The organism is Sanguibacter sp. Z41_6, assembly GCF_059621145.1.
This window is the reverse complement of the sequence record NZ_JCAQIF010000002.1, coordinates 389,377-408,511: the sequence shown is the minus strand read 5'-3', so window position 1 is coordinate 408,511 and position 19,135 is coordinate 389,377. Positions and strand designations below refer to the sequence as shown.

Genomic DNA, 19,135 nt, shown 5'->3' with positions numbered 1-19,135 from the left:
CATTGTCATGATTGACGGACCGTCACCGTCGCATAGGGCGAGACGTAACTGGTCTCCGGCAATCCAGCCATGGTCATGCGGATCCGATACTCGAAAGTGCAGGTCGGGTAAGACGTGACCGGGAAGATCCAGATCCATTCAGTGACAGCGTCGGGACGGGTCACTGCGAATATCCCGTTGGTCGCGTCGCTGAGCGTGACGGCCTTACAACTGGTCGCGCCCAGTTCGTACGTGAACCCAGTAGAGGCGGAGTTCGGGGCATTCCTCGCCTTCGCTGGAGTCACCGTCAGGTTCTGACCCGCGTTAAACCGGAACCCTTGATTGTCATCCGCGGCGGACGGGAACGTGATAAGAGTTCCGGTATAAGCATCGGCAGAAGCGACCTTGCCCGCATTCACCACGCGAAACTTGAAGGTTTTCACGCCCGCGAAGTTCGCAGCCCTCTGGAAGTAGAAGTCCGTCGCCGTTCCTTCGGTGCGGACCTTTCCGGCACTATCCACGAGCGTGAGCTGTCCAGGAACGGGTTCGATCCTGACGGTTTCACCAGCTTTCAGGCCGAAATCTAGCTGTACCGAAGTTCCGGCCGCGCTATTGCCCACCCCTTGCATGGGGGGGAAGAAGATGTCCGTGCCGGTGGGAGCGACGACGACGGGCTTGAACACGGTCACCGACACGGTCGCCACAGTCTCACTGATCCCCTTGGTCGGGTGCGTCGCGCTCTTCGGGTCCTGCACCCGGTAGCTGAACGTCACGGTCTGCGGAGCGACTCCAGGCTTCGCTGACACCCGGAGCTGTCCGGCCTCGATCACGGCGGTGACGTCCCCCGACTTCCCCTCTGGGCTCACCACGGGCTTGAGGTCCTCGTCGACGATCGTCAGCCCTGACGTCGGCGCATCGTTCGCGAGCACCGGGATGAGGATGCTTGAGCCCGCTTCGAGTTGGTAGCCGGAGTCGTTGTACGGCTTCGGGAGGATCGTGATCTTGAGATCGACGGGCGCCGTGGCTGGGTTGACTCCGTCGTTCAACGAGTACTTCACCGTCACCGGGCCGGAGTAGTTCTTAGGGACCTGATAACGGATCGCGCCCATCCCCGGGTGCGTCGTGACGACGCCCGCGATGCCCATCTGGCCGGCCAGCTCAGTGCCTGCAGGCGTGGGACCTGTCGTGATGGTGGTGGGGTTCTTCGTCAGAGGGATGCCCTCGAGCGCGGGTGGAAGGAAAAACTGTTCCTTCGGGTCACCGACCGTGTACGTGGCCTCAGACGCATAGGCGAAGAGACCCTCCGCGACATTCCACTCGGCATCTGAGCTCACGTCGATAAGCGTCGTCAGCACGTAGCTGCAGAGTCCGCCCTCACAGCGCTCATCCCCGCCCGGCTCCCACGTCACCACCACGACAGCGCGATACACCTTCACCATCGTGTCGGGCACTGATGCCGGAACCGTCGAGGTCATGCACTTGTCCTGGCTCCAGCTCGCCGCCTTCGCTCGGTAGCAGTAACCGATGTGCGTCGTGATCGCGAAGTCCATGTCAGAGACGGTCACCGAACTCGTCACGGGGATCGTCGCGGCAACCCCCGCCTTGGGGGCGGGGTCAAAGTCCTTGGTCGTCTCGCGGACGTAGTCAGGATTCGCGGCGTCCCACGCCACAGTGACGGAAGCCTCCGAGCGGTTGGCGAGCAGAGGGCTGAGCGTCGCACCAGCAGCTGGTCTCGGATTGATGGCTCGAACCCGTTCCATTGCCTGGGTAGCAACTGCCGCGGCAGCTTGCGTCCGCTGCAGGTGCGACGTGCTCTGCATCGTGTTCACGAAGAACAGGAGCGAACCCGCAGCCACCGCGCCGAGCAGCATCAGGGCGACGACGACTTCGATCAGCGAGAATCCGGAGTCCGGGCTCGCAACAGCGGCGTCGGACTCGACTTGCGAGCGTTCCGTGGCGGCGTGGTTCACCGGTTTCCTCTCGACTCGGCACATCTCTTCGTTGACCTATCGGCAGGTCGAGCACGTTCCTCAAGCGTTTGGACCCCACAGGCGCCTGTACCGCCGGAGGACCTCAGCGACCTGAGCCGAAGGTTCGGTTCTCGCCCCACACGAGCGGTTCACAGCGAGAAGCCCATCCGGCGCGGTGGCTGAACGGGCTTCTCGCTGAGCGGGCGCGCTCACCGCGCGCTAGCCGATGAAAACGGCGGTCAGGTGAAGGCTGGGCACGTCTGCTGCGTGGCGGGTTGCAACCCGCCCCCCTTGCTCGTGTAGACGATTCCGCCATTCGCTCTGTCGCCTTTGAATTGGCGCCGCGGATGCAGTACTGGTCCTTCAACGTGCTCATCGTGATGACGAGCACGTTGTTGCGCGAGAGGGTAATCGCCGGTCTGGTTCCGAGCTCGATCGTGCCAGCAGTTCCTTCCGCTGCGACGCACGCCTGATTGTCCACGTCGTACGGATCAAGCTCGCTCGCGACCGTGCGGATGTCGGCCTTGACCGAAGACTCGACGGCCTTCTTGCGCTGGCTCACGTACACCGCGATCGCGACCGCAAAACGATACCGATGATGATGACCAGGAGAAGCGCGATGCGCGTGAAGCCCTTGTCCTTCTCGTGAGGGGGCGAGTCTCATCGAGCACCACGAACTGCTGACCGAGCTATCGGACTCGGGTCATTTGAGATATGGGAACCCCATCGAAGCTGCACCGGCTCACGCGGACGGCGCTGAGGGAGGGAGGGGCCGGGAATCACAGCAACCCGCGCGCTCGGAGCGCGCGGGTTGCTGTGATTGTTTCCCGAGAAATGGCCAGACTCACGCTTCGAAGAACTTGCGCCAGTCTCTGGGAACTACGGTGTGCAGCTCGCAGTACCGGCCGACAGCAGACCGCCGCCCTTGCTGCTGTACAAGAGCCCCGCGGTCGCCGCCGCCTTGTCGCCCTTGGTGTTCGTCCCCTTGATGCAGTAGGAGTCCTTGGCCGTGTTGGTTGTCACGACGAGGACGTTGTCGGGCGAGAGCTTGATCACGTTACCGGTGCCGATGGTGATCGTGCCCGCCGTGCCTGTTGCGGCGAGGTACTCCTGCTTGTCCGTGTAGTACGTCTCGAGCTCGTTGGCGACCGTGCGCAGATCGGACTTCACGGAGGAGTCGACGGCCTTCTTACGCTGGTTCATGAACACCGGGATCGCGATCGCCGCGAGGATGCCGATGATGATGATGACGACGAGAAGCTCGATGAGGGTGAAACCCTTGTCCTTCTCGTTCATGGACTTGTGGATGCGAGCAATCATGCCCGGCCTCATTTCAGGATCAGATTCAGAGTCATATAAAAGAATGCGCCGCTGGTCTTCAGCAGTTCGCGTCGGCGTGCGTCGCATCATCGTCATCGGACGCCGGTTAGCCGACCATGAGTAGTCTCGTGCGACTTCACCCGGCATGCCCCCGCGCCTATCGCGTGCGGGTTCCTGTCGTCCAGAGGAGCGACAGGGCCGGCAGTCAGGCAGCAGATCGCAGGTAGCGCGGTGCAGCGATACGACTACAGAGATGTGTATCGCGGATCACGGGCACGCAGTGGCGGTCAGACCACCCGTCGTGCTGTTGTAGAAGATGCCCGGCGTTGCAGCCTTATCACCCTTCGTGTTCGTACCGGTGATGCAGTACCCATCGGTGCCCACGAGCTTGACGGCAACAACGTTGCCGGGGCTCAGGCTGACGTCGACGTTGTCTGGTGAGGCACCGACGGTAATCTTCGGCGTCGTCGCCGTGTTGGCCGTGACCGCGACGTACGCTTGCTTGTCGGTGTAGTAAGTCTCCATCTGGTTCGCGACAGTGCGGAGGTCGGACTTCACGGAGGAGTCGACGGCCTTCTTGCGCTGGTTCATGAACACCGGGATCGCGATCGCCGCGAGGATGCCGATGATGATGATGACGACGAGAAGCTCGATGAGGGTGAAACCCTTGTCCTTCTCGTTCATGGACTTGTGGATGCGAGCAATCATGCCCGGCCTCATTTCAGGTTCAGAGTCAGATTCAGATCAAGGAATACGCTGCTGGCCTTCCGCAACATGCATCAGCCTGCGTCGCACCAACGTCATCGGCGGCGGGAGCAAATATCATGAGAGTTTGCATGCCATTTCACCCGGAACATGCGAATCCGAACGCCGTCGGAGAGCCAGGGTGCATCGAAGGCAGACCATGTTGCCTGGATGGAGCGCTTCTTCGTCCCAATCGTGGATGTCCCGGCGCTCGCACTCTCGCCGTCAGCGCCCCAGGCGCGTTATGCGGTTGCTCTCACAATCCGCGAGCCGAGCACAGACGGGCCGGAGCGCGATCGCACTCCGGCCCGTCCGACCCCTGAGCTCGCCTCAGGAGCGTCCAACACCACTGTGAATCAGGAGCATGCCACGTCGGTGAGTCCGCCCGTCGCGCTGTTGTAGTAGAACGTCTTCGTCGCCTTGGTGTTCGCGCCGGTCAGGCAGTACCCGCTCGCGGTCGCCGTGCCATCGACGTCGTTGCCCGGGCTCGTCGTGACCGTCACTGCGGTACCGCCCGTTCCGATGACCGTGCTCCCGGGCGAGCCCACCGCGTTCACGTACGTCTGAGCGTCGGTGTAGTAGGTCTCCATCTCGTTCGCGACCGTACGCAGGTCAGACTTGATCGAGGAGTCGACGGCCTTCTTGCGCTGGTTCATGAACACCGGGATCGCGATCGCCGCGAGGATGCCGATGATGATGATGACGACGAGAAGCTCGATGAGGGTGAAACCCTTGTCCTTCTCGTTCATGGACTTATGGATGCGAGCGATCATTGCCCGGCCTCGTTTCAGGATCAGGATCAGAATCAGACGAAGAAATGTGTTGCTTGCGGTCCGCCGAGGGGCGTATGCGAGCGTCACCCTCTTCGCATCGGCCCCTAGGTCACAGACTTGAACACTCTTCGACTACTTCACCCAGAGCGAAGGAGCTCGCACGCTTGGCGCGTGCGAGCTCCTTCGATGATGCGTGTGCCAGTTAGCAGCTGGCGACCAGGCCGCCAGCCGTGCTGCTGTAGAACAGACCACCCGTAGCTGCCGCTCCGCCTGCACCAGCAGTCGTCGAGGCTTTGTCGCCCTTGGCGTTCGTCCCCTTGATGCAGTAGCCGTCGGCGGTGGTCGTCGCCGAGATGACATTCCCGAGCGTGACCTTCACAGCTGTGGTGCCGATCGTCACCGTGTTGTTCGTCGTCGTGCTGGCCGTCGGGGCCACGTACGCCTGGTTGTCCGTGTAGTAGGTCTCCATCTCGTTCGCGACCGTGCGCAGGTCGGACTTCACGGAAGCGTCGACGGCCTTCTTACGCTGATTCATGAACACCGGGATCGCGATCGCCGCGAGGATGCCGATGATGATGATGACGACGAGAAGCTCGATGAGGGTGAAACCCTTGTCCTTCTCGTTCATGGACTTGTGGATGCGAGCAATCATGCCCGGCCTCATTTCAGGATCAGATTCACTGGAAGGTGCTACCCCCTGCATATCGGCACGCCCCCTGCCCACCTGAGCGCCTCGGACCCGGTAGCCCGTGACTTCACCCACCTCAGGGGAGAGTGAAGTCAGCGGCCCCCGCGCATCCAGAGGCCGTAGCATCCCGGAGCCCGTCGGCACTGTCGTACACCCAGTTCTGCGAGGACTTCCCTCCACTGGCTTTGATTCCGGAGAGGCAGTAGGCGGATCCATCGAGGTGCACGGAGACGCGGACCCCGGGACTCAACCGGAGGTTCTCCAGCAACCCCGGCTTCGTGACCGACGCTTCCTCATCTGTGCGCAACGCCTCGACCGACCCCGCCACGAGCCGGAGGTCGCTCTTGATCGTGCTGTCCGCAGCGCGTTCCCTCTGGGACATCAGCACCGGCACAGCGATCGCAGCGAGTACCCCGAGGATCGCGATGACCACAAGAAGCTCGGTGAGCGAAAAACCGGCATCGGGCCGTGAGTCCTGACGCCCACGCACCCTCATTCGATGATGTCGAAGATGGAGAAGATCGGCATGTACATCGCGATGACCATCCCGCCGATCACAGCGCCGAGGACGACGATCATGAGCGGCTCGATGAGGCTCGTCAGCTGCTCTGTCGTCGCCTCGACCTCCTGGTCGTAGAACTCGGAGATCTTGCCGAGCATCGTGTCGAGGGCACCCGTGTCCTCACCCACGGCCATCATCTGCACAACCATGGACGGGAAGACAGGGTGCTGGGACAGCGGTCCGGTGAGCGATTGCCCTTGGCGGACCGACTCCTGGATGGCTTTGGTCGCGCGCTCGATGACGAGGTTGCCGCTTGTCTCCCCCACGATGTCCAGCGCCTGAAGAATCGGGACGCCGGCGTGCAGCATGGCGCCGAAGTTGCGGGTGAACCGCGCGACGGCGATCTTCTTGAAGAGGTTGCCGAAGACGGGAATCTTGAGCTTCCACGGGTCGAGCTTCTCGCGCACGGCGCGGTCGTTCTTGTGCTTGCTCCACCACGCGGCGAACACAGCCAGCACGACGACGACAGGGCCGGCGCCCCACTTGAGGCCGGTCGACATGTGCATGAGGATCTGCGTCGGCACGGGCAGCTCGCCGCCGAGCGACGCGAACATCCCCGCGAAGATCGGAACAATGAAGATGAGCATGCCGCTCGTCGCGAGGATCGCGATGACGAACACGACGACCGGGTAGGTCATCGCGGACTTGATCTTCCCGCGGAGCTTGACCTCGTCCTCGAAGTTCTCAGCGATCGACACGAGCACCTGGTCGAGGAATCCACCGACCTCACCGGCCTTGACCATGTTGATCATGAGGGGCGGGAAGATCTCCGGGTGCTTGCCCAGCGCCACCGAGAACGCGATACCGGTCTCCACATCGCTGCGGACCTCGGCGAGCACCTTCGCGAGCGGCTTGCTCTCCGTCTGCTCGGTGAGGATCGAGATCGCACGCAACAACGACAGACCGGCATTGATCATCGTGGCCAGCTGGCGCGCCATGATGGCAAGGTGCTTGAGCGTGACCTTCTCCCCGAACCCCGGGATATTGATCTCCCGCTGGAGGCCAGTGCTGCTCACCTCGGTGATGGAGATCGGAGCGACACCCATGATGATGAGCTTGTTCGCCACCGCCGACTGGCTCGGGGCCTCGAGCCGCCCCTTTGTGAGCTTGCCCTGCTTGTCCCGGATGACGTAGTCGTACGCCTTGGTCGCGGTGGCCATTACAGAGCCCTGTTCTCGTAGTTGGATCCGCCCATGTTGGCGTTCGCCATGCCGGCGCCGATCGCGCTCGTTCCCCTACCGGTGAGCCGGTTGAAGTCCGCGATGTGCTGGCACTTCTCCAGGCCGGTCTCGTACGAGATGCGTCCGGTTCGTGCGAGGTCGGCGAGGTGCTGGTCCATCGTGTGCATCCCGAGCTGGGCCCCAGCCTGCATGGCCGAGTACACCTGGTGCGTCTTGCCCTCGCGGATGAGGTTGCGGATAGCGGGCGTCGCGATGAGCACCTCGGTCGCGACGGCCCGCCCGGGCCCATCAGCACGCTTGCACAACGTCTGGCACACCACGCCCTGCAGCGCGCTTGCGAGCTGGGTCCGGATCTGCCCCTGCTGCTCGGGCGGGAAGACGTCGATGATGCGGTCGATCGTCTGCGCCGCATCCTGCGTGTGCAAGGTCGCGAACACGAGGTGTCCGGTCTCGGCTGCGGTCAACGCCACGGACATCGTCTCGAGGTCGCGGAGCTCACCCACGAGGATGATGTCCGGGTCTTGGCGCAGCACGTGCTTGAGTGCGCTGGCGAAGCTGTGCGTGTCCTGGCCGACCTCACGCTGGTTGATGATCGACTTCTTGTGGCGGTGCAAGAACTCGATGGGGTCTTCGACGGTCATGATGTGGTCAGCACGGGTGCGGTTCGCGAGATCGACGATCGACGCGAGCGTCGTCGACTTTCCGGAACCGGTGGGACCCGTCACGAGGACCAGGCCGCGGGCCAGACCCGCGAAGTTCGCGACGACCCCCGGGATACCCAGATCCTCGAGGGGCTTGATCTCGTAGGGGATCACGCGGAAGGCAGCACCGATCGACTCACGCTGCTGGTAGATGTTCACGCGGAACCGGGCGAGACCACGCACGGCGTAGGAGATGTCGAGCTCGAGGTTGGTCTCGAACTTCTCACGCTGTTTCTGCGTGAGGATCGAGTAGATCGACCGCTGCAGCCCCTCGGGCATGACCGGCCCGTGGCCCTCGAGCGGGAACAACGAACCGTCCCTGCGCACCATCGGCGCGGCGCCCACCGTGAGGTGCAGGTCGGACCCACCGGCCTCGACCATCGCGCGGAGCACAAGGTCGAGCTGGACGTCGCTCTCCTCCGCCTGGCGGCTCATCCCGATCCGCGTCGTCGACGCTGTCGGTGCGCGCTTCACAGCGGCCGGCGCCGCGGGTGCTTGTGCGGTCGGCTGGACCTGGGTCGCAGTCGGGGCCATCTGGCGTGCCGGGCTCGTGGACATCTGGTCGGCGAGGGACCGCCTCGCGGGGACGCCCGCGCCCTGCTGGAAGGGCGGGGCCGTCTGCGTGCGGTCGTCAGGGTCATGCGGCTGGAACGTCTGCCCGACAACCCCCGGCGCCATCGGGCCGCGCAACGTGGGATCGCCCGCCGGCACACTGAAGTTGTTCACAGGTCAGCCTCTCGCCTCAAGTCCCGCACGGATCGTCGCGACGCCTCCTTATCGGCTCAGGGCGGGGGTTCTTAAGCAACGACCCGGACAATCTCCTCGACGGACGTCTGGCCGCCGATAACTTTGAGCCAGCCGTCGTTGCGCAGGGTGCGCATGCCCTGCGAGATCGCGGTGCGCAGGATCTCCGCGGAGGACGACCCCTGCACGGCGTGGCGCTCGATCTCTTCGGTGACCCGCATGACCTCGTGCAGCGCAAGGCGACCCTTGTAGCCGGTCTTCGAGCAGGTTACGCATCCGACCGGGCGGTACAGGATCGGCTTCTCCTCCCCCGGGAGCCACGGAAAGCGCGCTGCCTCGAGCTCGAGGTCGCTCGGCTCGTACTGCTCCTTGCACTTGGAGCACAGTCGACGCGCGAGGCGCTGGGCGACGATGCAGTCGATCGCTGACCCCACGAGGAAAGGTTCGATCCCCATCTCCACAAGACGCGTCACTGCGGACGGTGCGTCGTTGGTGTGCAGGGTGGAGAGCACGAGGTGACCGGTGAGCGCCGCCTCGATGGCGATCTGCGCGGTCTCGTGGTCACGGATCTCACCGAGGAGCACGACGTCGGGGTCGGACCGCAGGATCGACCGCAGCGCTCCAGCGAACGTCAGGCCAGCCTTCGGGTTGACCTGTACCTGGTTGATGCCCGGGAGCCGGTACTCGACCGGGTCCTCGACCGTGATGACGTTGATCTCCGGCTTCGACACCGCGTTGAGGGTCGCATAGAGCGTCGTCGACTTACCCGAACCGGTCGGTCCGGTGACGAGGATCATGCCGTACGGCTTGTTGAAGGCCTCGGAGTAGACCTCGTAGTTCTCCTCCTCGAACGACAGGTCCCGCAGGTCGAGGCTCGCCGTGGAGTTGTCGAGGATTCGCATGACGATCTTCTCGCCCCACACCGTGGGCAAGGTTGCGACGCGGAGATCGATCTTGCGGCCGTTGTGTGTGATGGACATACGGCCGTCCTGGGGCTTGCGCCGCTCAGCGATGTCGATGTCGGAGAGGATCTTCACGCGGGAGGTCACGGCACCCGTGATGTTCTTCGGAGACCGCTGCATCTCGTGGAGCACACCGTCGATCCGGTACCGGACCCGGAGGTCGTGCTCTGCCGGCTCGATGTGGATGTCCGAGGCACGGTCGGTGATCGCCTGGCTGACGATGAGGTTGACGTATCGGACGATCGGCGCGTCGTCGTCCGTGGTCCCGACCATCCGGGAGAGGTCGACCTGCTCCTCACGGCTCTGCTCCTCGAACGTGCTCGTGAGGTCGTCCATCTCGCCGTCAGCACGGACGTACCGGTCGATGGCGCGCAGGAGGTCCTCGTGCGTCACCACGACGGGGAGCACCTGCAGGCCGGTGAGCGATTGGACGTCGTCCACGGCGAGGACGTTGCCCGGGTCCGCCATCGCGAGCTGCAGGGCGCCGTCCTTGAACCCGATGGGCAGCACCGTGTGTCGCCGGCACACCGCCCCGGGCAGCCGGCTCACGGCGGTCCTGTCCACGGGGTAGACATCGAGGTCGGCGAACTGCATGCCGACCTGGGCGGCGAGCGTCGCGACGAGCTGTCCCTCGGTGAGGACCCCGATGTCGACAAGGGCGCGCCCGAGGCTTGTCCCGCTCGTGACCTGCTCGTCGAGGGCAGCGAGGAGCTGCGTCTCGTCGACGAGACCTTGTTCGAGAAGAATCTCACCGAGCTGCTTCACTGCACTCTCCTCATCACCCGTCGTTGCACACGGCCGTGCGACGACGAGACTCACCTACCGTTGGTCGACATATCGGCAGGCGCGCCGCGGGTGATAAGGGTTCCGGCGAGGAAGGTCGTTCGTCAGGCGGTCATGGCGGCAGCCAGTGCCGCGGACATGACGTCGACCGGCGCCGTCAGGCCGGTCATGAGCCGCACCTGCTCGGCGGCCTGGTGCAGGAGCATCCGCTCTCCTCCGACGACCGCGCCGCCCCGCTCCCGCCAGGCCGCAGCGAGGGCGGTCGTCCGGGGCTCGTACGCCACGTCGAGGAGCACGCCTGCGACGGCGGCCGTGTCACGCTGACCTGCCGCGGCGATCTCCGTAGCGATGCTGTCCGCACCGTGGGGCGGCAGCGTCGAGACGACCACGTCGGCAGCTGCCATCGCCGTGGCCGCGTGCTCGAGCGTCCGGAAGGTCGGCGAGACCCCCATGCGGTGGGCCGCTCGTTGGAGCGCACCGGTGCGGCCCAAGGACCGGACGTAGACCTCCGCCCGGGGGTATCCGAGCTCGGCCAGCGCGGCGAGGGTCGACGACGCCGTCGCACCTGCGCCGAGCACGACCGCGGTGCCCCGTCCGTCACGCTCCGGCGCGAACGCACCCTCGCGCAGCGCCGCCACGATCCCGTGGACGTCCGTGTTGGCGCCCACCGTCGTGCGCACTCCCCCGGGCCAGCTGAGGATGACCGTGTTCACCGCTCCGGTGACGTCCGCGAGCGGATCGACGTGGTCGAGCAGGGGGACGATCGTCTGCTTGAGCGGCATCGTCAGGCTCAACCCCGCCCAGGACGGGTCGAGCCCCTCGACGAAACCCTGGAGCGCCTCCTCCTCGACGTCGACGGCCTCGTACTGCCATGCATCCAGCCCGAGCGCGGTATAGGCCGCGCGATGCAGGACCGGGGACAGCGAGTGCCCGATGGGATGGCCGAGGACGGCCGCACGCCGCACGTCGGTGGCTCGCGTGCTCACTCGCCGGTGTTCTCCCGGATCCAGTCGTAGTACAGCTGGGCGTTCTTGTCGTGCTCCGGCTTCGTCTCCGCGAACAGGGTCTCCTTCGTGTCGAGGTTGACCGTCACGAAGAAGATGTAGTCCGTGTCGGCTGGAGCCAGCGCCGCCTCGAGGGACTCGAGCCCGGGGGTGGCGATGGGACCGGGCGGCAGTCCCTTGTACTTGTACGTGTTGTACGGGTTGTCGCTGGCCCGCTCTTCCGCGGTCGTGGTCGCGTCGTCGCTGCCGCCGGCGTAGTAGTGCACCGTCGAGTCGAACTGCAGCATCATGTCGATCGCCAGGCGGTTCTCGATGACGCTCGCGACGAGCGGCCTGTCCTCGGCGCGACCCGCCTCACGCTCGACGAGCGACGCCTTCGTGAGGAGCACCTGGCGGTCGGGGCCCGCCGGGACACCGAGTCCGTCGAGCGTCGTCACCGTCCGCGCGACCATCTCCGTGACCATGGCGACGGGTTCGGTACCGAGCGGGAACTGGTACTGCCCCGGGGCCAACCATCCTTCGTAGCTCCCGTTCGCCTCTGCTGGCAGACCGGTCGCCGCGGTGTCTGCGATGGCCGCGACCACGTCGGCCTCCGGGACCGCTGTGAGCTTCGCGATCCTCGCGACGATCTTCTCCTGGTTGAAGCCCGGCGGGATGTCGACGATGTAGTCGGAGCGGTTCGCGACGTCGAGCAGCGCGGAGACCGCGTCGGCTGCCCGCATCTCCTTGAACAGGGTGTACGTGCCCGGCTGGATTCCCGCGGCATCAGGGTTCCCGTTGTACGCGATGACGAACGCCTGCTGCGAGGCGACGACTCCCGCCGCCTCGAGCGTCGTACCGATGGCCGCACCGGAGTCTCCCGCGTTGACGGTCACCGTCTGCTCGCCCGCGCCGGGCCCGGGGAAGTCGGCGACGTCGTCCTCGGACGACCCGGACCCCAGGCCGTCGAGACTGCTGAAGAAGTCGACCCCACGCGTCCAGACGAGGTACCCGCCAGCACCGATGACGACGATCGCGATGAGGACCGCGATGAGAGCTCGCCGCCTGCGGACTGCGGCCTTGCGCCGCTCCTCACGCAGGGCGCGCTTCTCGGAACGAGACAGCACGGCCTCGTCCGGGGCCTCCTGGGAGACCGACGGTCCCTCGAACAGATCGTTCACCGGTTGGTGCCTCCACGTATGTCACTCATCTGGCCTCTGCACCCCTGCGGACCCATCGACAACCTACTCCACGGTCCGCAGCGGGTGATATTCCCGTCCTCAGTCCACCAGCTCGCCTGCGCGCCGCCCCGAGTGTCGCTCGACATCCAGCGCGGACTGCAGGATCACCACGGCGGCGACCTGGTCCACCACCGCCCGGTGCTTGCGTCCTGCTCGGCCTGCAGCATGGAGCGCCTGGTGGGCGCTCACGGTGCTCATTCGCTCGTCAACCATACGCACCTGGACGGGCGTGACAGCCCGAGCGACCGACCTAGCGTACGCGCGGGCAGCAGCGGATGCCGAACCCTCCGTGCCGGACAGGTGCCTGGGCAGTCCGACGTACACGACCGCCGCGCCCCGCTCCGTCACCTCCCACGCTATCCGAGCGACGTCCGCAGGCACAGACCCGTCGCTCGGCAGAACACCCCGCGCGACGGTGTCCACGGGGGTCGCGACGAGCCCGTCGGGGTCGCTCGCCGCGACCCCGACCCGCACGCTACCGACGTCGATCGCCAGCCGGACGCCGCGCGTCAGCTCATCTGGACGGGCGGTCGAGGAGCCGCTCATGCCCCGAGCTGGGCAGCAACTGCGTCCCGGATGCTGCGCAACGCGTCCGGGAGGGCCGTCGCGTCCTGGCCGCCGCCCTGCGCCATGTCGTCCTTGCCACCGCCACCACCACCGAGCACACCGGACGCGGTCCGCGCGAGGGCGCCAGCCTTGATGCCGGCTGCACGCGCCGTGGCGTTCGTCACGACGACGACGAGGGGACGATCCTTACTCACGCCGGCGATCGCCACGACCGAGGCGGTCGCCTCACCGAGCCGACCGCGCACGTCGAGCGCGAGGGCCCGGAGGTCGTCCGCTGATGCGACGGCCCCGGCGTCGTGCACGACGACCCGGGCGCTCCCGACGCTCTCGGCGGACGCGACGAGCGAACCGGCAGCCGCGAGAAGCTGTGCCTGCCGCAGGGCCGCGAGCTCCTTCTCCGTCTCCTTGAGGCGGGTGAGCAGACTGCCGACACGGTCGGGCAGCTCGTCCGTGCGGACGTTGAGCAGCCCGGTGAGCTGACCGACGAGGGCGTGCTCCTTCGCCTGGAACCCGTAGGCCCCGTCCCCGACGAGGGCGTCGACGCGGCGTACGCCGGACCCGATGGAGGCCTCACCCAGGAGGGTGACGAGCCCGAGCTGGCCGGACCGCTTGACGTGCGTGCCCGCGCACAGCTCGCGCGACCAGTCGTCCCCGATGGAGACCACGCGCACCCGGTCGCCGTACTTCTCACCGAACAGGGCCATGGCACCGAGGGCACGCGCCTCGTCGATGTTCATGATCTGCTCGGTGACCTCGAGGTCCTCGGCGAGCTGGGTGTTCACCCGCTCCTCGATCTCGCTGAGCACTCCCTGCGGGACGGCCTGGCTGGCCCGGAAGTCGAACCGGATCCGGCTCGGTGCGTTCTCGGACCCCGCCTGGGTCGCGTCCTTGCCGAGCGACTCCTGGAGCGCCTTGTGGATCATGTGGGTGGCCGAGTGCGCACGGCTGATCGCCTTGCGGCGGGCGGTGTCGATCGTCGCCGTCCCGGAGTCACCGAGCGCGAGGGTGCCCTCGACGAGCCGACCACGGTGGACGGACAGGCCCTTGAGCGGTGCCTGGACGTCGTCGACCTCGACGGTCGCACCACCGTCGAGGACGATCGTGCCGTGGTCGGCGAGCTGACCACCGGCCTCCGCGTAGAACGGTGTCCGGTCGAGGATGACGTCGACGTTCGCGGGGGCGGTCGCCGCCGGTCCGGGCACGCCGTCGACGACGAGACCCACGACGGACGCACGGGAGGTGACGTCCGTGTAGCCGATGAACTCCACGGGGGCCGCGAGGTCTGCGCGCAGCGCCTCGTACGCGGCCTTGTCAGCGCCACCCGTGCGCTTGGACAGCGCGTCGGCGCGCGCACGCTCGCGCTGGGCCTGCATGAGGCTCCGGAACGCCGTCTCGTCGACGGTCACGCCGTGCTCCGAGGCCATCTCGAGCGTGAGGTCGATGGGGAACCCGTAGGTGTCGTGGAGCGCGAACGCCTCGTCGCCGCCCAGCAGGGGTGACCCCGTGGACCCGGCCCGCGCCTTGGCGCTCTGCACAGCGGTGTCGAGGATCGTCGTCCCGGCGACGAGGGTGCGCCGGAAGGCGTCCTCCTCGGCGTACGCGATCGATGAGATGCGCTCGAAGTCGGTGCCGAGCTCCGGGTACGAGGCCTGCATGGCGTCGCGGCTGGCGGGGAACAGGTGCGGGAGCGCCGGGTCCTCCACACCGAGCAGGCGCATCGCGCGCACGCTGCGGCGGAGCAGACGGCGCAGGACGTACCCACGGCCCTCGTTCGAGGGTCGGATGCCGTCGCCGATGAGCATGAGCGAGGAGCGGATGTGGTCCGCGACCACCCGCATCCGGACATCGTCGGTCGTCGATGCGCCATACCGCTTGCCCGAGAGCTCCTGCGCGGCGTTGATGACGGGGAACACCTCGTCGATCTCGTACATGTTGTCGACGCCCTGGAGGAGGTACGCGACGCGCTCGAGACCCATGCCGGTGTCGATGTTCTTCTGCTTGAGCTCACCGAGGATGGGGAAGCTGTCCTTGCCGCCGCCCTCGCCGCGCTCGAACTGCATGAAGACGAGGTTCCAGATCTCGATGTACCGGTCCTCGTCGACGACGGGCCCGCCCTCGGCCCCGTACTCGGGCCCGCGGTCGACGTAGATCTCCGAGCAGGGACCGGCCGGGCCACGTGCCCCGGTGGACCAGAAGTTGTCCTTCATGCCGCGCGACTGGATGCGCTCGTCGGGCAGGCCGGCGATCGACTTCCACAGCTGGCGTGCTTCGTCGTCGTCGTGGAAGACCGTCACCCAGATCGTGTCCGGGTCGAAGCCGTACTTGCCCTCGGCCACGGGGCCGGTGACAAGGTCCCACGCGTAGGCGATGGCCTCGGCCTTGAAGTAGTCCCCGAACGAGAAGTTGCCGTTCATCTGGAAGAAGGTGCCGTGCCGGGTCGTCTTGCCGACCTCCTCGATGTCGAGGGTCCGCACGCACTTCTGCACGCTCGTCGCGCGCTTCCACGGCGGGGTCTGCTGCCCGGTCATGTACGGGATGAACGGCACCATCCCCGCGATGGTGAAGAGCGTCGACGGATCCGGCGAGATGAGCGACGCCGAGGGCACGACGGTGTGGTCGCGCTCGGCGAAGTAGTCGAGCCAGCGCTGGCGGATGTCGGCGGTACGCATGAGGTTCCTTCGTCAGGAGCGGCTCTGGCGGGCAGAGCACGGGGTGTGATTCGAAAGTGCCGGGCACGCGGCACGGCACCGGTGTCAGAACGAGTAGCCGAGGGTGTCCTCGTCGTCGTCGTCCGTGACGGACGCCGGGTGCTGCGGACGCCCGGTGGTGTCTGTGCGACGGGAGTCGCGACGCGCACGCAGGTCCTCGACGCTGCCCTGGGACCGCGCGAGGAGCGCGTCCGCCAGGGCTGTCGCGCGCTCGTCCCGTGCCGCACGGAAGTCGGACGCGAAGTGCTGCACGACGTCCGACAGGTGTGCCGTGGTCTCCTCGACGGTCGCGGTGGCGCGCTCGGCGACGGCGGCCGGGGTGTAGCGACGCACGACCCGGCGGCCCTTGAGGATGACGGCGACGGTGACCGCGGAGCCGGTCGCGATCCAGAACAGGCGTGCCATCAGGGCCGCTTCCCGTCGGCGGGGACGCCGGTCCCCCGCATGCGGGACGCGGCCTGCCCGAACGCCTGGCGCACGCCGTAGGAGAACGCGGCCACCTTGACGAGGGGCGCGCCGAACGCGGCGGCGTACAGCCCGGTGAGTGCCGAGACGTTCTGGCTGACCTCGGAGGCCGCCGTCGTGATCTCGTCGACCTTGACCAGCTGTGTGTTCGCGCTCGCGACGGTCTGGGCCGACTCGTCGAGGATCGGCACGGAGTGGGCGGTGATCTCCTTGATGCTGGCCGTGGTGGTGTCGAGCACCCGGCCGAGCTTGACGAGGGGCACAGCCAGGAGGCCGACCAGCGCGACGAACGCCACGGCCGCGATGAGTCCAGCGATGTCACCGATCACACGAACAACCCCTTAGGTCTCGAGCACGGGCCCGACGCCGGGCCATGAGCACATCCGCGAAAACACTACCCGCTCGGCGGCTGGCGTCAGCCATGGGTATGGAGCTCCCGCCGCACCGCGCGTACGGGCGCGTGCCCGCCGCACATGCCGTGCACGCACGAACGCCTCGTCCCCGGGTGCGGGACGAGGCGCTCGTGACGGACGGGGTGCGGGTCAGCGCGAGTAGTGCTCGACGACCAGCTGGACCTCGCAGGTCACGGGGACCTCGGCACGCTTGGGCGCACGCGTCAGCTGGAACGACAGCTTCTCGAGCTGGACCTCGAGGTAGCCCGGGACGGCGGGGAGCACGTCGCGGTGCGCGCCGGCGGCGGCGACCTGGAACGGCGTCATGGCCTGGCTCTTCGGCTTGACCTGGACGGTCTGTCCGGGCTTGACCTTGAAGGACGGGCGGTCGACGATCTTGCCGTCGACGAGGATGTGGCGGTGCACCACGGCCTGGCGCGCCTGCAGCGTCGTGCGAGCGATGCCGGCACGGAGCACGAGGGCGTCGAGGCGGGTCTCGAGGAGCTCGACGAGCGCCTCACCGGTCAGACCAGGAGCCTTGCGGGCCTCCTCGAACGCACGGGCCATCTGCTTCTCGCGGAGGCCGTACTGGGCGCGCAGACGCTGCTTCTCACGAAGACGCACCGCGTAGTCGGACTCGGTACGGCGGCGGGCACGGCCGTGCTCGCCGGGCGGGTAGGGGCGCTTCTCGAAGTGCTTGACGGCCTTCGGGGTGAGCGCGATGCCCAGCGCGCGGCTCAGGCGAACCTGGCGGCGCGAACGGGTGACAGAAGACATGAAGCTACGTCCGTTCCTGATCGTGATGACGTCACACCCGCACGCGGAGGTGCGTGGGGTGCGGGACCAGCCGTTGGGGCAGCTGCAGCGTGCTGCGGCTCCCACGGGGCCGAGGTCCCAGGTGGTCGCCCCCAGATACTCATGGGGCAACCTCACGATTCTAGCATCGGCGAGCAGTCAGTCGGTCCCGCCCCGGAGGATCGCGCGCACGCGCTCCATCCGCTCCGTCACGCTGCGCTCGTACCCACGGTCGGACGGGACGTAGTACCGCGCCCCGACGAGGTCGTCGGGCAGGTACTGCTGCTCGGCGACGGCGTGCGGCGCGTCGTGCGCGTACCGGTACCCCTTGCCGTGGCCGAGCGCGGACGCTCCCGAGTAGTGGGCGTCCCGCAGGTGCGCCGGCACGCTGCCCACGCGGCCCGCGCGGACGTCCGCCAGGGCTGCGTCGATGGCCATGTACGCAGCGTTCGACTTCGGCGCGGTGGTCACATGGATGACTGCCTCGGAGAGGATGATCCGGGCCTCGGGCATCCCGATGAGCGCGACGGCCGACGCCGCGGCCATGGCGGTCTGCAGCGCACTCGGGTCGGCCATGCCGACCTCCTCGGCTGCCGCGATGACGATGCGCCGGGCGATGAAGCGCGGGTCCTCCCCCGCCGCGATCATCCGCGCGAGGTAGTGCAGTGCGGCGTCGACGTCGGACCCACGCATGGACTTGATGAACGCGCTGATGACGTCGTAGTGCTGGTCCCCGTCGCGGTCGTACCGCACGGCGGCGACATCGATCGCCCGCTCCATCGTCGCGAGGTCGATGAGCGCACGTGCCTCGTCGGGCTCGTCCGCGGCGCGGTCCGAGAGTGCAGCACCGGCGGCCGCCTCGAGGATCGTCAGCGCCTTGCGTGCGTCGCCGCCGGCGAGCCGCAGGAGGTGGTCCAGCGCGTCGTCCTGCAGCTCGACCGACCCGGCCAGACCCCGCCCGTCAGACACCGCGCGCAGGACGAGCGTCCGGACGTCGTCCGTCGTCAAGGGCTGCAGGGTGAGCAGCAGGGACCGGGACAGCAGCGGGGAGTTCACCGAGAAGCTGGGGTTCTCCGTCGTCGCCGCGACGAGGGTGACCCACCGGTTCTCGACGCTCGGCAGCAGGGCGTCCTGCTGGGACTTGGAGAACCGGTGCACCTCGTCGATGAACAGGACGGTCTCAGCCCCCCCGGTCGCCAGCCGACGTCGAGCATCCTCGATGACCGTCCGCACGTCCTTGACGCCCGCCGTCACCGCGGAGAGCTCGACGAAGCGCCGGGCGGAGCTCGTCGCGATGAGGTACGCGAGCGTCGTCTTGCCGGTGCCAGGTGGCCCCCAGAGGATGACGGATCCGGGCGCCGCCCGGCCGGAGCGGCTGTCCGCGGGCTCGACGAGCCTGCGCAGCGGTGAACCCGGCACCAGAAGGTGCGCCTGCCCGGCGACCTCACTGAGGGACGCCGGCCGCATGCGCACCGCGAGGGGTGTCCCCGGGCCCGCGAGGGGCACCCCGGCAGACCCCTGGGTGGTCGAGTCGAACAGGTCCATGAGGTCAAGGGTAGGTCTCGTGCACACCCTGC

18 protein-coding genes are annotated in these 19,135 nt (G+C 67.0%); all 18 read right to left on the bottom strand.

Annotated elements, in window-relative coordinates:
* Positions 1–5: 5 nt before the first annotated feature.
* A complete protein-coding gene (locus AC54T1_RS06835) occupies positions 6–1,949 on the bottom strand; it encodes a type IV pilus modification PilV family protein (RefSeq protein ID WP_496911476.1) in 1,944 nt (647 codons plus the stop codon).
* Positions 1,950–2,052: 103 nt separating this feature from the next.
* The gene (locus AC54T1_RS06830) at positions 2,053–2,511 is read right to left on the bottom strand and encodes a hypothetical protein (RefSeq protein ID WP_496911475.1); all 459 of its coding nucleotides are present in this window, start codon (positions 2,509–2,511) and stop codon (positions 2,053–2,055) included.
* A gap of 317 nt (positions 2,512–2,828) precedes the next feature.
* Entirely contained in the window at positions 2,829–3,269 is a 441-nt protein-coding gene (locus AC54T1_RS06825; protein WP_496911474.1) for a prepilin-type N-terminal cleavage/methylation domain-containing protein, read from the bottom strand.
* Positions 3,270–3,536: 267 nt separating this feature from the next.
* Positions 3,537–3,977: a prepilin-type N-terminal cleavage/methylation domain-containing protein gene (locus AC54T1_RS06820; protein ID WP_496911473.1), complete on the bottom strand. Its 441-nt coding sequence runs from the start codon at positions 3,975–3,977 to the stop codon at positions 3,537–3,539.
* A 392-nt stretch (positions 3,978–4,369) separates the two neighbouring features.
* Entirely contained in the window at positions 4,370–4,762 is a 393-nt protein-coding gene (locus AC54T1_RS06815; protein ID WP_496911472.1) for a prepilin-type N-terminal cleavage/methylation domain-containing protein, read from the bottom strand.
* Positions 4,763–4,988: 226 nt separating this feature from the next.
* Entirely contained in the window at positions 4,989–5,438 is a 450-nt protein-coding gene (locus AC54T1_RS06810; RefSeq protein ID WP_496911471.1) for a prepilin-type N-terminal cleavage/methylation domain-containing protein, read from the bottom strand.
* Between the two features lie 112 nt (positions 5,439–5,550).
* The gene (locus AC54T1_RS06805) at positions 5,551–5,970 is read right to left on the bottom strand and encodes a type II secretion system protein (RefSeq protein ID WP_496911470.1); all 420 of its coding nucleotides are present in this window, start codon (positions 5,968–5,970) and stop codon (positions 5,551–5,553) included.
* Entirely contained in the window at positions 5,967–7,196 is a 1,230-nt protein-coding gene (locus tag AC54T1_RS06800) for a type II secretion system F family protein (RefSeq protein WP_496911469.1), read from the bottom strand. The genes AC54T1_RS06805 and AC54T1_RS06800 overlap by 4 nt, the downstream gene beginning before the upstream one ends.
* A complete protein-coding gene (locus AC54T1_RS06795) occupies positions 7,196–8,644 on the bottom strand; it encodes a type IV pilus twitching motility protein PilT (RefSeq protein WP_496911468.1) in 1,449 nt (482 codons plus the stop codon). The genes AC54T1_RS06800 and AC54T1_RS06795 overlap by 1 nt, the downstream gene beginning before the upstream one ends.
* 71 nt (positions 8,645–8,715) lie before the next feature.
* Complete coding sequence (locus AC54T1_RS06790; protein ID WP_496911467.1) at positions 8,716–10,389, bottom strand: GspE/PulE family protein; 1,674 nt, start codon at positions 10,387–10,389, stop codon at positions 8,716–8,718.
* A 122-nt stretch (positions 10,390–10,511) separates the two neighbouring features.
* The gene (locus AC54T1_RS06785) at positions 10,512–11,393 is read right to left on the bottom strand and encodes a shikimate dehydrogenase (RefSeq protein WP_496911466.1); all 882 of its coding nucleotides are present in this window, start codon (positions 11,391–11,393) and stop codon (positions 10,512–10,514) included.
* Positions 11,390–12,571, bottom strand: coding sequence for an endolytic transglycosylase MltG (mltG, locus tag AC54T1_RS06780; RefSeq protein ID WP_484344557.1), 1,182 nt, complete (start codon positions 12,569–12,571; stop codon positions 11,390–11,392). Before mltG ends, AC54T1_RS06785 begins: the two co-directional genes overlap by 4 nt.
* Positions 12,572–12,670: 99 nt before the next feature.
* Positions 12,671–13,177 (bottom strand): Holliday junction resolvase RuvX, encoded by a 507-nt coding sequence (gene ruvX, locus AC54T1_RS06775; protein ID WP_496911465.1) that lies wholly within the window; start codon positions 13,175–13,177, stop codon positions 12,671–12,673.
* On the bottom strand, positions 13,174–15,867 hold the full coding sequence (gene alaS, locus AC54T1_RS06770) for an alanine--tRNA ligase (protein ID WP_496911464.1): 2,694 nt from the start codon (positions 15,865–15,867) through the stop codon (positions 13,174–13,176). Before alaS ends, ruvX begins: the two co-directional genes overlap by 4 nt.
* 84 nt (positions 15,868–15,951) lie before the next feature.
* Positions 15,952–16,311, bottom strand: a complete 360-nt coding sequence (locus AC54T1_RS06765; protein ID WP_496911463.1) for a hypothetical protein — start codon at positions 16,309–16,311, stop codon at positions 15,952–15,954.
* The gene (locus AC54T1_RS06760) at positions 16,311–16,700 is read right to left on the bottom strand and encodes a DUF948 domain-containing protein (RefSeq protein ID WP_496911462.1); all 390 of its coding nucleotides are present in this window, start codon (positions 16,698–16,700) and stop codon (positions 16,311–16,313) included. The genes AC54T1_RS06765 and AC54T1_RS06760 overlap by 1 nt, the downstream gene beginning before the upstream one ends.
* 213 nt (positions 16,701–16,913) lie before the next feature.
* Positions 16,914–17,540: a 30S ribosomal protein S4 gene (gene rpsD, locus AC54T1_RS06755; RefSeq protein WP_484344562.1), complete on the bottom strand. Its 627-nt coding sequence runs from the start codon at positions 17,538–17,540 to the stop codon at positions 16,914–16,916.
* 177 nt (positions 17,541–17,717) lie between these two features.
* Positions 17,718–19,103, bottom strand: a complete 1,386-nt coding sequence (locus AC54T1_RS06750) for a replication-associated recombination protein A (RefSeq protein ID WP_496911461.1) — start codon at positions 19,101–19,103, stop codon at positions 17,718–17,720.
* Positions 19,104–19,135: the final 32 nt, after the last annotated feature.

What these genes read in the sequence shown, in the direction of transcription:
- AC54T1_RS06825 (WP_496911474.1), bottom strand. Translation starts at nt 3,269, where the DNA reads ATGATTGCTCGCATCCACAAGTCCATGAACGAGAAGGACAAGGGTTTC.
- AC54T1_RS06820 (WP_496911473.1), bottom strand. Translation starts at nt 3,977, where the DNA reads ATGATTGCTCGCATCCACAAGTCCATGAACGAGAAGGACAAGGGTTTC.
- AC54T1_RS06815 (WP_496911472.1), bottom strand. Translation starts at nt 4,762, where the DNA reads ATGAACGAGAAGGACAAGGGTTTCACCCTCATCGAGCTTCTCGTCGTC.
- AC54T1_RS06810 (WP_496911471.1), bottom strand. Translation starts at nt 5,438, where the DNA reads ATGATTGCTCGCATCCACAAGTCCATGAACGAGAAGGACAAGGGTTTC.
- AC54T1_RS06805 (WP_496911470.1), bottom strand. Translation starts at nt 5,970, where the DNA reads ATGAGGGTGCGTGGGCGTCAGGACTCACGGCCCGATGCCGGTTTTTCG.
- AC54T1_RS06800 (WP_496911469.1), bottom strand. Translation starts at nt 7,196, where the DNA reads ATGGCCACCGCGACCAAGGCGTACGACTACGTCATCCGGGACAAGCAG.
- ruvX (WP_496911465.1), bottom strand. Translation starts at nt 13,177, where the DNA reads ATGAGCGGCTCCTCGACCGCCCGTCCAGATGAGCTGACGCGCGGCGTC.
- alaS (WP_496911464.1), bottom strand. Translation starts at nt 15,867, where the DNA reads ATGCGTACCGCCGACATCCGCCAGCGCTGGCTCGACTACTTCGCCGAG.
- AC54T1_RS06765 (WP_496911463.1), bottom strand. Translation starts at nt 16,311, where the DNA reads ATGGCACGCCTGTTCTGGATCGCGACCGGCTCCGCGGTCACCGTCGCC.
- rpsD (WP_484344562.1), bottom strand. Translation starts at nt 17,540, where the DNA reads ATGTCTTCTGTCACCCGTTCGCGCCGCCAGGTTCGCCTGAGCCGCGCG.
- AC54T1_RS06750 (WP_496911461.1), bottom strand. Translation starts at nt 19,103, where the DNA reads ATGGACCTGTTCGACTCGACCACCCAGGGGTCTGCCGGGGTGCCCCTC.